This is a genomic window from Fibrivirga algicola, from assembly GCF_011742925.1.
Lineage (GTDB): Bacteria > Bacteroidota > Bacteroidia > Cytophagales > Spirosomataceae > Fibrella > Fibrella algicola.
Genome location: NZ_WAEL01000002.1, coordinates 702,745 through 715,011 on the forward strand (window position 1 = coordinate 702,745; position 12,267 = coordinate 715,011).

The following is a 12,267-nucleotide window of genomic DNA, read 5'->3' on the forward strand; positions in this document are numbered from 1 at the left end:
TCAATTAACTCATTCGCATCCGGTCGGCGCGCGCATCGACCGTGTTGCCTGGTACGTCGAAATTGATTAATTCCTTCACCGTATACGGCATTTTGTTCTGCGACTCGTAATAGGTCCGCATCAGGATTTCGGCAATTACACCCATGAGCACCAGCTGAATACCTACCACAAAAAACATGGAGGCAATAGTTGGCAATGGCGTTTCAACAAGGTCTTTCTGGCCAGTTAGCTTGAAATAAGCCGCCATAAGGGTTGCCACGAACGTTACAATGAACGCCAGGATACCCGCCCCTCCGAAGAAGTGAATAGGCCGTTGCATGTATTTTTCCAGAAACTTGATCAGCACCAGGTCGAGCAGCACCTTGTATGTACGGAAAATGCCATAGTTGCTTTTCCCGAACTGCCGTGGCTGGTAGTTCACGGGCATTTCGGTCACTTTACCACCCTGCCAGGCACAGTAGACCGGTATAAAGCGGTGCATCTGCCCGTAGAGGGTTACGTCTTTAATTACGTCGCGCCGGTAAGCTTTCAGGGTACAGCCATAGTCGTGCAGTGGCACGCCCGATATGCTACTGATCAGTTTGTTGGCCGTCATCGAGGGGAGTTTGCGCGTCAGGAACTCGCCTTTCCAACGATTCTGCCGCCAGCCGCTTACCACATCGTAGCCGTCATCGAGCTTGTTGACCAGCTTTGAAATATCGTGAGGATCATTTTCCAGGTCACTGTCGATCAGCACAAGCACCTCGCCCGACGCATGCTGAATACCGGCGTTGATAGCCGCCGTCTGACCAAAGTTACGCTTGAAGTTAACGGCCTTTACACGCTTGTTACGGGCACACACAACGCGTAGTTGCTCCAGTGAATCATCTTTAGAGCCGTCATTAACCGCAATGATTTCGTAATCATACTGACTAATGGCACTCTCAAGTGAGTCAAACAGAATGGGTATACTCTTCGATTCATTATAAATCGGCACTATAACGGAGAGGTAGGCCATGTATTGATCGGTTTTTACGTCTGACTGACAGGAATGTGCCAACAGCACTGAGTACTAAAAATGGATAAAAAGGAGCCAGATAACGGGTCTCCGGATGCCGGAGCACCACTACATAAACGGCGATACAGTAGGCAAACGCCAACGGTATAAACAGTAATCGCTCGTCACGTCGAAATCCGGTCTTAAATAAACGAATCAGGCCGAATAATCCCGGAATCAACACAAACAGATAATGATACAGCCGGAGCAAAAATCGGGGCCATTGTGCTTTCACCATATCATCCAGAAAAGTATACCCCCACGTACCGTGTAAAAAAGTAAGCGTATAACGGACCGGCGCCCACACATAGTACACCAGCGGATTGTCTTCGCGGACCGACCGGGTGTAGCGATTCATCTTCTCTTTTATCTGCGCTGATACGGCACTCCGTTGCAGGGAATCCAGCACGGGACCATTTCCCAGACTGTAGCACAAATTCCGGACCGACGTAATCGAATCCAGATTAAACTTATCGGTATATACGTAGCTGGGCGGCGGCCCAAGCTCTTCCTTCACGTACCAGCGTACTGGTGGTAAAAAATTATTATTGCCCCAGCCCTGAATCCAGCGGATGCCGGCATTTGGAAACCAGAACGAGAAATCTTCGCCGTAGCTCTGACAAAAGGCCATCAGATCGAAGTAATTGGCGGGCCAGAAGCTTTCGGGATACCATGGACTTTTCAAGAGTGGAATCACCTCCTTATAGGTTCGGTAATTTCGCACCATCCAGGCACCATCAACCAGCATAAATGGGAGCAGGAAAAGGAAGCTATAGCGAAGCAACTGCTTCGCCGACAGCTTTCCCCGCAACCACCGCAGTGCCCAGATTGCCACCGGAATGCCCAACAGGGGCATATGAGCGGGTTTAAGAAAGATAGACCAGGTCATCCAGCAGCCCGCCACCAGCAGCATTGGCCAACGGCTGGGTTTTTCTTCGAACCGGAGCAACGCATACAGCAGGAAAACGGACGCCGAAGCAGCCAGGCTTTCGGTCAGGAAATAGGCGTCGAATACACTGACAAACGTACTAAACAGGTAGATAAAGTAGCCCCAATAAAAGGCTCGTTCGTGCTGAAACAGACGCTGAGCGCATAACCCCAGCACATAAACTGATAGGGCCGAAACCAACAGTTGACATAGAATAACTAGGTTGCAGGCTACCGGTACACTAAACAACAACCGAAACGCCAGATACAGAGCCGGATAGGCAGGCATACGCACATCCGTTTTAAATCCCTGATGGGCCAGCAGGCTCTCTACAGGCTGGATGTACGTCATCATGTCACCGTTGCTTTGACCCCAGAACCCATCGATATCATGGTAGTAGGTCCGGGTCAGAAACCAGCCAAAGAACAGGCCTTTCACCACCAGCGCCAACACGATCCAGTGGAACCAGCTAGTGGCGGGTTTCAGCAACAGTGGTTTCCTCATAGGTACGTCGCTTTATACCAGTCGACAAACCGGCTTAGCCCTTCCTCCAGCGACACTTTGGGCTTATAGCCCAACAGGGCTGCCGCCCGTGACACATCGGCGTAGGTACGATCAACGTCGCCGGGTTGCATAGGCAGGCGCTGAATATTAGGCGACTTGTCCATGAGGCGGTACAGGGTAGTCACCAGCGTTTGCAGCGTAACGGGGCTGTGGTTACCCAGGTTAATAATTTCATAGGTCGAGGGGTGCTCGTCCAGGTACGTCAACGCCGCCACTATGCCATCCACCGTGTCGCTGACGTAGGTGTAATCTCGCGAAGTATCTCCGTTGCCAAACATCGGAATCGCTTCGTCGGCGGCCATCATTCGCACAAACTTATGAATGGCCAGGTCGGGACGCTGCCGCTCTCCGTATACCGTGAAGAAACGCAGGTTGATAATGCCCATCCCGTAGAGGTGATGGTAATTATGGGTCAGCAGTTCGCACGATCGCTTCGTGAACGCATATGGCGATATGGGCTGCTCAACGCTGTCGGTTTCGCTGAACGGTATCTTCTCGTTGTTGCCATAGACTGACGACGACGACGCAAACACCATCTTTTTTATACCCCGCTGCTGCATCCAGGCCAGCAGGTTGTTGGTACCAGCAATGTTGGTACTGATGTACTCGTGCGGCTGCTCAATAGATGGGCGTACACCTGCCTTTGCCGCAATATGAATCACGGCCTCTACATCGGCATCAAGCTTGTTCAACCACTCGGAATCCCGAATGTCGGCTTCGATAAAGGTGAAATTCGGGTGGCTCAATGCACCGGCTACGTTTCGCTCTTTAACAGAACGATCGTAAAACGAATCAAAATTATCAATGCCAATGACCCGGTATCCACTGGCGAGGAGTCTATCCGTGAGGTGACTGCCGATAAAGCCCGCGCATCCAGTGACTACTAATTGGGGGGATGGTTTCATGTGTTAGTCAGGGGTGACCGTCAGCAGGTGGGTGCCGACGGTCACGATCTCGATCAGGCCGTTTGCCCCAACCGAGCTACCATGCTATCGTGAATCTGCACCAAAGTCTGATGTAGATCGTAGCTCCAGTTCCAGCCTGGGTAATGCTCTTTAAATTTATTGAGATTCGAAATATACCAGATATGGTCACCGATACGGTTAGTGTCCGAATAAGTATAGTTCATGGTGTTGCCTGAGATTTCCTCGCACACCTTAATGGCTTCCAGCATCGAGCAGTTGGCGTGACGGCCACCACCGGCGTTGTATACTTCGCCAGCGCGGGGGTTTTGGTAGAAATGCCAGAACATGTTTACCAGGTCGTAGCTGTGAATGTTGTCACGTACCTGCTTGCCTTTATAACCGAAAATGGTGTATTGCGTGCCGGTAATGGCGCACTTCATGAGGTAGCTCAGAAAGCCGTGCAGCTGTGCACCCGAGTGGTTTGGCCCGGTGAGGCAGCCACCGCGGAACACGGCGGTTTTCATGCCAAAATACCGGCCATATTCCTGCACCAGGATGTCGGCCGCTACTTTCGACGCGCCAAACAGCGAGTGCTTGGTGTGGTCGATGCTCATGAACTCATCGATGCCATCTTTGAAATACGGATGGTTCTCGTCGATTTCCCAACGCGTTTCCGTTTCAATCAGGGGCAGGTAGTTCGGGTTATCACCGTATACTTTATTGGTCGAGGTGAAGATAAACACCGCTTCCGGGGCATGCTGCCGGGTCATTTCTAGCAGGTTCAGCGTACCGTTTGCATTGACCGTAAAATCAGTGAATGGTTCGCGGGCGGCCCAGTCGTGGCTAGGTTGAGCGGCCGCGTGAACGATCAGTTTAATGTCAGCACCAAACTCTTTGAAGATCGGCTCCAGCTGCGATACTTCACGGATATCGGCGGGGCGGTGCGTGTAGTTGCGGTACGCATCGCTGAGCCGGTTACGGTTCCACTCCGTTGAACCTTCTGCGCCAAAGAAGTACTGACGCATGTTGTTGTCGATCCCAACTACGAGATCAAACTTATCTGAAAAAAAGGCAACTGATTCGCTGCCGATGAGTCCTGCCGAACCTGTAACTAATGCAACATTCATACCTGAAAAGCCTTGTTTATCAGCCTACACTAACTAAAAAATCCTAATTACTTGGGTTTAGTAGTGCGGCAAAGTAACGCAAAAAAGTTATATTCTTAGTAACCACTCCCTAACAAACGAAGAGGCGATGCCGCTGGGTATCGCCTCTTCGTTTAACAAAGAATCCAGGAAAGGGACTTGTTTACGCGCCTTCGCCAACAGTACCTGCACCAAATAGCTTCTCACGAATCTTTTGGGTCCGCTGTTCCAACTCTGGATTTGGCTTGTATTTGTAGGTCGACTGTACCGCGGCCGAATCCGGACCGGTGCCATATACTTCAGCGTCTCCGGCTTTGTAGCCCGAACGGAAATCATTCTTGCGGAAATCTTCCTGACGGATGGTATTATTCTTCTGGTAATCGCACGAAGCCAGCGAAAGACCGGCCAGCACGAACATTCCCATATAAACGACGCGTTTCATAGCTGCTTGATTGTGAATCGAAAGTTCGGCAAAGGTAATCACAAACTGCTTAGCCGACGGAGGTTGGTCACTGCTTTTTTAAGGCGCTGATTTCCTGTTGTACAAAAGCCATCAATTCACCGATATGCTGCTTCGAAAAGTCGAACGGTACGCGGGCGGCGGCATAGATATCCCGAATGGGGGCCTGGTAGCCTAGCTTCAGGGCATCTTTGTAGCCCTGCAAACCCTGTTCGGCGTTTTGCCGGTAGTTTCGCCATACCCCGATAGCCCCCAGTTGGGCAATGCCATACTCGATGTAATAGAAGGGCACTTCGTAGAGATGCAGCTGCTTTTGCCACACGTATTCCTTATAGTGATCCAGCCCGCTCCAGTCGGTCCTGTCATCGGCAAAGCGGTCGTAGGTACGTACCCAGGCAGCCCGGCGCTCGGCATGGTTGTGGATCGAACCCGACTCAGGCGGCGTGCCGTAGAGCCAGTGCTGAAACTGATCGACGGTGGCTACCCAGGGCAACGTTTCGATGATCGATTCCAGATGCGCCAGTTTGGCCCGGCGCAGTTCCTCGGGATCCTCGAAAAACACGTTCCAGTGGTCCATCGACATGAGCTCCATCGACATTGATGCCAGTTCGGCTACCTCCATCGGTGGGTTACGGTAGGCTTTCAGGGGTAGCTCGCGGGTCAGAAAAGAATGAACAGCATGCCCACCTTCGTGTACCATCGTTACCAGATCGCGCAGGCTCGACGTGGCGTTCATAAAGATGAATGGAACGCCTATTTCCTCGAGCGGATAATTGTAGCCCCCCGGTGCTTTGCCCTTGCGCGAATCGAGGTCGAGGTGTCCCATCTTCCGCATAATGCGCAGGTAACCACCTAGTTCACCAGTGGCGTCGAGGTGGTCAAAGCAACGAATCGTTTTGTCGACCAGGTCGGCAGCGGTGGCAAACGGCACCAGCGGCGGGTGCCCATCCGGATCTACTTTCGTATCCCAGGGCCGTAGGGTATGGACCGTTTCGTCGGTTCGCTGCAAGTTGGCGAGGCGATCGGCAGCTTGTTCATTCAGCAACGGCACCACCGCCTCGGCCACCGACTCGTGGAAGGTAAAGCAGTCTTCAGGCGTGTAATCGAACCGGCCGAGGGCAGCAAACATGTAATCGCGGAAATTGGCAAAGCCAGCATTCTGGGCAATTTGCTGCCGCAGTCCAATTAGCTTATCAAACAGCGCATCTAGCGTTTCATGGTCTTTGAAGCGGCGATCCTGAATCAAAAACCAGGCGTTTTCACGCACAGCCCGGTCAGTTGATTGTAACAGATCAGACGCCTTCTGTAGCGTCACTTCTTCCCGAATACCGTCCGATTCGACCATGACCGTCATGGCACCGACAATAGCGCCATACTGCCGCTCTTCGGTTTGCATTTCGGTTTGCAGGGGTACGTTCTCTTCCCGGAAAATGGCACTGGCCAGTTGCATACTTCGCACCATCACCAGTTCGGCGGTAGTGGTCATCTCGGCCAGCCAGGCGCTACTAAGCGCTTTTTTGTCAAGGTCATTCCCCAGCGTGCTCATCATGGGCTGAATGGTCTCAATGAAAAAATTCAGCCGCTCAACCAGTTCTGCATTGGCCGTATCGCAGGTCATGCGGATGTAACGCCAGGCAAAATTTTCGGACAGGTACGACTCCAGTTCGCTCCGGTCACTGAACCAGCGCCGCAGGGAATCGGCATCAGTAATGACCCGGTTCAGTAAGTCATCATAGAACGGTTGTACATCGGCCCAAGCGTGAAGTTCATACGCGTCGGGCAGGAAATGCCGGGGTGTCCGGGTAAGGGTTAATTCAGCTTGCATAAGTGTCAAGATACAACATTACTGACGTTGTATAGGACGTTTGAATCAAGCTTTTTGTTGCAAATCAGCCCAATAAGACCACCATACAGGCAACAAAGCTGCCTTGCCCGTTCATCTATTAAATGTACCCAATACCTGCCGGGTTGTCGTTGGGTACTTCTGTTCACACAAAAAGCCCAGCCAGACGAATCCGGACCGGGCTTTTTATCGCGTACAGTTTAATGGGGGATATTCTCTTCGTTTACTAGACGTTCATGAGTGATTCGCGACGGCGCATTTTGCCGGCGGGAATACCAAACATCATTTTAAAGCGACGGCAGAAATAAGCCGTGTCTTTATAACCAACCTCGGCCCCAATAGCCCGAATGCTTTTCTTGCTGGTCCGCAGCAGCCCTACAGCGGCTTCCATGCGCTGGTATTCAATATAATCCTGCGGATTGATACCCGTCAGCATCTTGAAATACTGCCCAACGTAATCTTCCGATACGTTGGCTACGTTGGCCAGCACCTTGTTCGAGAGGTCGCCGCCGATATTGTCTTTTATATAGGCAAAGATGTCGATCAGGCGGGGGTCTTTAAAGTAGGTGCTGTTGGTCACCAGTTGCTCAACGAACAGACGCTGCTTCAGGATGTAACGAATCACCTCGATCACGATCTCTTCAGTCTTGATCTTGATCACCCGTCCTTTGCCGGCCACATCGGTCATGTCCTCGATCAGGATCTGCCGAATGGCCTGCGCCAGCGTTTCATCATGCTTAATGATGAACGGCGGCACGTCGAGCGAGTTGAAGAAGTTCACCGAGTCGAAGACCTTGGCCTCGAACGACACGTACCCAAACGAGTTGGGCATGGTGCTGATCCGCGTTGGGTCACGGTTGGCCTCGAAGTAATGCTCCCGGTGGGTCATGAACTCTTCGTTCGTAACCGGCTTTGGGTTCGACGGTTCACCATACGTCACCGTTACGTGTTTGCCACCCGGAATAAACAGCATATCGCCGATCTCGACTTTCTGATGCTCTTCACCGTACGACACCTCACCGTTATATAGGATCAACAACGTATTCTCTACGTCGTAGAAATTCTTAATCACAATAGGCTGCAGGATGCGGATATTCCGTGCCTTGATAAACTTCACCCCCAGCGATTCGATAATCTTATTGTAGTCTTCCATAGTAGGAAACGGATTGCATTAGCCGTGTTGCGCTGCAATATTGCACAAAACTAATAAATTGTACAAAACTAATACAACCACAAAAGTTTCCATTCCATAAAAAAAAATGGCCCTATTCACTGGAAATAGGGCCATGTACCTATAAAAATATAGTTTTTTTAAGAAACCACCTATCGAACAAGTTCGCGAGCAATCACTAATTTTTGTATTTCTGAGGTACCCTCATAGATCTGGGTGATCTTGGCATCGCGCATCAGGCGTTCTACGTGAAACTCTTTCACGAAGCCATAGCCCCCATGAATCTGTACAGCCTCGGTAGTGGCCCACATGGCAATATCAGACGCAAACAGCTTGGCCATAGCCGCCGCCTGCACATAATCTTTATGCTCATCTTTCAGGCGAGCCGCCTTGTATACCAGCAACCGGGCGGCCTCAATGCGGGTAGCCATCTCGGCCAGTTTGAACTGAATAGCCTGGTGCTCGAAGATCGCTTTGCCAAATGCTTTCCGCTCCTGGCTGTATTTCAGGGCCAGTTCATACGCGCCAGCAGCGATACCAAGTGCCTGAGCAGCAATACCGATTCGGCCACCGTTCAGGGTCGACATAGCGAATTTAAAGCCAAAGCCGTCGTCGCCGATTCGGTTTTCTTTCGGCACTTTTACGTCGGTAAAAAGCAGCGAGTGCGTATCTGACGCCCGGATGCCCAGCTTATCTTCTTTTTTGCCAACCACAAAACCCGGTGTGCCTTTCTCAACAATCAGGCAGTTGATACCCCGGTGCTTTTTCTCCCGGTCAGTCTGGGCAATTACCAGCGCTACACCCGACGTGCCGCCGTTGGTGATCCAGTTCTTTGTGCCATTGACGAGGTAATGGTCGCCACGGTCCTCGGCAGTTGTGCTTTGCGAGGTGGCGTCAGACCCCGCTTCGGGTTCAGACAGGCAAAATGCGCCAATCATCTGCCCACTCGCTAGTGGAATCAGGTATTTCTGTTTTTGCTCTTCTGTACCGAACGCTTCCAGGCCGTAACAAACCAGTGAGTTATTCACCGACATAATCACGGATGCCGACGGATCGATTTTCGAGATTTCTTCAATGGCCAGGACGTAGGAAACGGTATCCATACCGCCGCCGCCATATTCCGGCGAGACCATCATGCCCAAAAAACCCAGTTCACCCATCTTACGTACCTGCTCGGTGGGAAACTGCTGAGCATTGTCGCGTTCAACAATGCCCGGCAACAATTCTGTCTGGGCAAAATCACGGGCCGCTTCCTGAACAGCCAGATGTTCTTCAGATAAGTTAAAATTCAGACCCTGCAGGTCATGCGGTGCCGTAGTCATATAGTGTTATCGATTGATGAAGTAAAAATACAACGAAAGTAGTATGCATGCATAACAATATTTAGTTTACCGTTTGAGGTTTGCTGTTGCGCTGCTAACCCGCGGTCACGTTGATTAGCAACGCAACCACAAACCTCAAACGGTGAACGTCAAACACCTTACGACGCCTGCCCGCCGTTTACGCCGAGCACTTGCCCGTTCACGAACGAGGCTTCGTCGGAGGCAAGATAGAGGTACGCATTGGCGATATCTTCGGGTTCGCCCATTCGCCGGGCTGGAATCAGCTTAATGGTAGCCTGACGGGCTTCTTCGGGCATGGCATCGGTCATATCGGTGCGGATAAAGCCGGGAGCAACGGCATTGGCTGTAATACCTTTCGAACCCAGTTCTTTGGCCCACGTGCGACACATCGCCACCACGCCCGCCTTGGTAGCCGCGTAATTTGTTTGTCCGAAATTACCGTGTACACCCACCACCGACGATGTACAGATAATACGGCCATAACCGCGCTCGACCATATGTGGTACCACTGCTTTAGTGCAGTTGAATACGCCTGTTAAATTAACGTCAATTACCTGCTGCCACTCCAAATGACTCATTTTTAAGAGGGTACGGTCACGGGTAATGCCGGCATTGTTGACCAGAATGTCGATCTGCCCATGCTGGTCGAGCACCGTCCGTACGGCCTCTTCTACGCCGGGTACGTCGGTCACGCTTACCCGCATAAAGGTGGCCTTATGGCCCTGATCACGAAGGGATTGGGCTGTTGTTTCGCCTTCGTCGAGCATATCCCAAATAATGACGGTGGCCCCTTCGCGGGTAAAAATTTCGGCGGCAGACCGGCCAATGCCGCGTGCTCCGCCAGTGATGATGGCAACTTTGTTTTGTAAACGCATAGGGGTTTAGCTTACCTAAATGGTTTGATGTTTGTCGTTTGATGTTTGTTGTTGCGCTGCTAACCAACATGATCGCGGGTTAGCAGCGCAACAACAAACATCAAACGACAAACATCAAACCATTTAGTCAAACAGCAACATAATCAATTCGGCGATGCAGGCGGGTTTACTTTGCCCTTCCACCTCAAATACGCACTCAATGATGGCCCGCACACCGCTGGCCCCTTCGTTGGCGTTTTGTGGCTCAACGTGATGCAGCCACGCTTTCATACGTACCTGACTACCACTGGGAACGGCGTTGGTAAACCGAATTTTGTTGGCTCCATAATTGATCGCCATTTTCACCGATTCCACTTTGTAAATCTGGGCCAGCAGGCGCGGTGCCAGTGAAAGCGTCAGAAAACCGTGGGCAATGGTTGTCTTGTAGGGCGATTCACGGCTGGCCCGGTCAGCATCGAGGTGAATCCACTGGTGGTCGCCGGTAGCCTCGGCAAATTGCTGAATCTGCTCCTGCGAAATGGTGATCCAGTCGGTGGTGCCCAGCTCCTGACCGGCATGGGCCGTGAGGGCATCGAGGTTTGGGAATGTTTGCATAGGAATTAGACGTTGGTGTCTAGCATCCAACATCCATAATGTGTTCACATTTATCAAATATGGTTCTGGGCCACTTGTCTGGCTGGCATTTCATGGAATTGGTCAGGACAGCCGCTGCTTCGAGCCGTTCGCCGAAAAACTGGCGCAGACGCACACCATCTACAGCATTGATCTTCCTTTTCACGGACAAAGCCGGTTCGTCAATTGGCCCTCGATTATAACCAGCACGTACTGGCAAAGTTTAGTCGCGAAATTCACAGCCACCCACAACATCGATCGTTTTTCGGTGGTCGGCTTCAGTATGGGCGGGCGGTTTGCGCTGGTGACGGCCCAGGCCTTTGCCGCCCGAATCGACGAAGTACTTTTACTGGCCCCGGATGGCATCACACAGGACCCCTGGTTCCGGCTAGGTACGTCGACAAAACCGGGCAGGGCTGTTCTCCGTTTTTTTCTCCGGCATACCACCATTTTGTTGGCATTGGGTCACGGACTGGTGCGTCTCAAGCTACTGAATGCCGCCCTACTTCGATTCGTGGAGGCAACCATGCAGACGCCCGAACAGCGCGACCAGATTTACCGCGCCTGGACGGGCTTTCGAACACTACAATCGAACGTACCTGCGTTTGCCAACACAATGACCGCCCATACTATTCGGGTACAGTTGTTCCTTGGTCAGTTTGATACGGTGCTGCCGCGCGCACATACACGCCCCTTGTTAGCAGCCCTGCCGACCTGCGAACTAACGGTACTTCAAACAGGCCATACCTCGCTGGTTCGGCGAGTGGCAGCGCAACTGTAAAACGATCCTTTTGTTGCGCCTGATTGGGCCGTATAATCGAGAATAGACAAGAGTTATCCACACTTTGGGGGCAACGGAGTGTGGATAACGTAATTAATTGTGGATTACTTTATTTTACCCCATTAAACTGAAGCATTACTTTAGGTCTATCTGCCCGAATTATGTCGAATGAAATTGCTTTCTCCCTCGCCAATGCGCTGGTATTTCCCCAGTGGCTGCTCATGCTGGCGGCCCCTAACTGGTCGGTTACCCGGTGGCTCACCCGCACGTTGCTCGTTCCGGCCCTGCTGGCTGTGCTGTATGGGTATTACCTCTTCACCAGCACCGGTGGTTCACTCAATTTTATGTCGTTTGCTACACTGAAAGGCGTGATGACCCTGTTTCAGCAAGGTGGAGAGCAGGTGATGCTCGCAGGCTGGATTCACTACCTCGCCTTTGACCTCGTAGCCGGCTGCTGGATTCTCCGCGACGCGCACCAACACAGTATTGCTCACGGCTGGCTGATTCCCTGTCTATTGTTTTGCTTTATGCTCGGTCCACTTGGCATGTTACTTTACGTGGTCGTGCGCGGCATAAACGGGATGAAGTCAGGAGTGTAGACCGT

At 51.7% G+C, this 12,267-nt stretch carries 12 protein-coding genes; 2 read left to right on the forward strand and 10 right to left on the reverse strand.

Features of this window, described 5'->3' with window-relative positions:
* Positions 1 to 4 precede the first annotated feature (4 nt).
* The 10 genes from F7231_RS08070 to F7231_RS08115 all read right to left on the reverse strand — a co-directional run bounded on the left by F7231_RS08070 (position 5) and on the right by F7231_RS08115 (position 10,864).
* Positions 5 to 997 carry a glycosyltransferase family 2 protein gene (locus F7231_RS08070; RefSeq protein ID WP_085412019.1) on the reverse strand — a complete coding sequence of 331 codons (993 nt, stop codon included), beginning with the start codon at positions 995 to 997 and terminating at the stop codon, positions 5 to 7.
* Entirely contained in the window at positions 963 to 2,468 is a 1,506-nt protein-coding gene (locus F7231_RS08075; protein ID WP_166691523.1) for a glycosyltransferase family protein, read from the reverse strand. The genes F7231_RS08070 and F7231_RS08075 overlap by 35 nt, the downstream gene beginning before the upstream one ends.
* On the reverse strand, positions 2,465 to 3,433 hold the full coding sequence (locus tag F7231_RS08080; protein ID WP_166691524.1) for a GDP-mannose 4,6-dehydratase: 969 nt from the start codon (positions 3,431 to 3,433) through the stop codon (positions 2,465 to 2,467). The genes F7231_RS08075 and F7231_RS08080 overlap by 4 nt, the downstream gene beginning before the upstream one ends.
* Before the next feature lie 53 nt (positions 3,434 to 3,486).
* Entirely contained in the window at positions 3,487 to 4,560 is a 1,074-nt protein-coding gene (locus tag F7231_RS08085) for an NAD-dependent epimerase/dehydratase family protein (RefSeq protein WP_166691525.1), read from the reverse strand.
* A gap of 181 nt (positions 4,561 to 4,741) precedes the next feature.
* Positions 4,742 to 5,020, reverse strand: coding sequence for a hypothetical protein (locus tag F7231_RS08090; protein ID WP_166691526.1), 279 nt, complete (start codon positions 5,018 to 5,020; stop codon positions 4,742 to 4,744).
* Positions 5,021 to 5,087: 67 nt separating this feature from the next.
* Positions 5,088 to 6,863 (reverse strand): M3 family oligoendopeptidase, encoded by a 1,776-nt coding sequence (locus F7231_RS08095; protein ID WP_166691527.1) that lies wholly within the window; start codon positions 6,861 to 6,863, stop codon positions 5,088 to 5,090.
* 244 nt (positions 6,864 to 7,107) lie between these two features.
* Positions 7,108 to 8,034 carry an AraC family transcriptional regulator gene (locus F7231_RS08100; protein ID WP_085412014.1) on the reverse strand — a complete coding sequence of 309 codons (927 nt, stop codon included), beginning with the start codon at positions 8,032 to 8,034 and terminating at the stop codon, positions 7,108 to 7,110.
* Between the two features lie 170 nt (positions 8,035 to 8,204).
* A complete protein-coding gene (locus F7231_RS08105; protein ID WP_198172221.1) occupies positions 8,205 to 9,344 on the reverse strand; it encodes an acyl-CoA dehydrogenase in 1,140 nt (379 codons plus the stop codon).
* 188 nt (positions 9,345 to 9,532) lie between these two features.
* A complete protein-coding gene (gene fabG, locus F7231_RS08110) occupies positions 9,533 to 10,270 on the reverse strand; it encodes a 3-oxoacyl-[acyl-carrier-protein] reductase (RefSeq protein ID WP_085412012.1) in 738 nt (245 codons plus the stop codon).
* Between the two features lie 123 nt (positions 10,271 to 10,393).
* Positions 10,394 to 10,864 (reverse strand): MaoC family dehydratase, encoded by a 471-nt coding sequence (locus F7231_RS08115; protein WP_085412011.1) that lies wholly within the window; start codon positions 10,862 to 10,864, stop codon positions 10,394 to 10,396.
* 40 nt (positions 10,865 to 10,904) lie between these two features.
* Between F7231_RS08115 and F7231_RS08120 the strand changes: the two genes are divergently transcribed.
* Together F7231_RS08120 and F7231_RS08125 are read left to right on the forward strand one after the other, a co-directional pair.
* On the forward strand, positions 10,905 to 11,663 hold the full coding sequence (locus F7231_RS08120; RefSeq protein ID WP_166691528.1) for an alpha/beta fold hydrolase: 759 nt from the start codon (positions 10,905 to 10,907) through the stop codon (positions 11,661 to 11,663).
* Between the two features lie 161 nt (positions 11,664 to 11,824).
* Positions 11,825 to 12,262 (forward strand): ABA4-like family protein, encoded by a 438-nt coding sequence (locus tag F7231_RS08125; RefSeq protein WP_166691529.1) that lies wholly within the window; start codon positions 11,825 to 11,827, stop codon positions 12,260 to 12,262.
* The last annotated feature ends 5 nt before the right edge of the window (positions 12,263 to 12,267 follow it).